This is a genomic window from Bradyrhizobium sp. SHOUNA76 (assembly GCF_023006445.1).
Taxonomy (GTDB): domain Bacteria; phylum Pseudomonadota; class Alphaproteobacteria; order Rhizobiales; family Xanthobacteraceae; genus Bradyrhizobium.
Genome location: NZ_JALBHA010001022.1, coordinates 1 through 788, shown reverse-complemented (window position 1 = coordinate 788; position 788 = coordinate 1). Strand labels below are relative to the sequence as shown.

Here is a 788-nt window from a genome sequence, read left to right as displayed (position 1 = left end):
GCTCGTCCAGCGTCGGCACCGGCGGCTCTGCGGCAGGTTCGGGCTCCAACTCAGCATCGACGCTCGGCACGGGCGGCTCGTCAGCCGGTGACGGCAAGAGCGGCTCGACCGTCGGCGCGGCCGGCTCGTCTGCGGGTCATGCCAGCGACAGAGGCATGGAAAAAGGCAAGGGCCACCACAAGGACAAGGATTGATGCCTTGAACGAGGAGCGGCAGCGATGCCGCTCCTTCGTCTTTGTTGGAGGAGAACTCGCATGAACAGATCAATCATTGCGATCGCAGCGTTGGCCCTGATGGGTGGCGCTGCTCAGGCAGCAACCATGGAAAAGACCGGCAAGAATGCATCGGGCGAGACCTGCAAGGTCACGGTCGAAAAACACGCCGACGGTAGCATTACCGCTGTCGGCACATCGGGTTCCGGCACGACCGGATCGACGTCGTCGAGCGGTTCGCTTTCGAGCTCGAGCTCGGCAGGCGGATCATCGGTGCATGTGCAGGCCGGCGGCGGCAACGTCTCGAGCTCGTCGTCGACGGCAGGCGGGCCTGGCTCCACCAGCGCCAGCACCATCACCGTCAATGGCTGCACGATCTCGACGTCGTCACCCTGAATTCATAGAGAGGATTGAGACATGAGAACTCTACTCACGACCTCGGCGGTCGCGCTTCTGCTTGCTGCCGCCTCGCCAGTTGTCGCACAGAAGAGGATGACAGGAGGCAGCGGCGGCTCGGCCGCAGCCGGCGGAACCTCCCCTACCACGGTCTGGACGGGCTTCAAGTCCACGACACCT

The 788-nt window shown here is 64.0% G+C and carries 1 protein-coding gene and 1 pseudogene; both read left to right on the top strand.

What is annotated here, in order from left to right; all coding sequences use genetic code 11:
• A pseudogene (locus MOV74_RS39425) lies at positions 1–194 on the top strand (hypothetical protein); the annotation flags it as partial.
• A gap of 60 nt (positions 195–254) precedes the next feature.
• Entirely contained in the window at positions 255–608 is a 354-nt protein-coding gene (locus MOV74_RS39420; protein WP_246933026.1) for a hypothetical protein, read from the top strand.
• Positions 609–788: the final 180 nt, after the last annotated feature.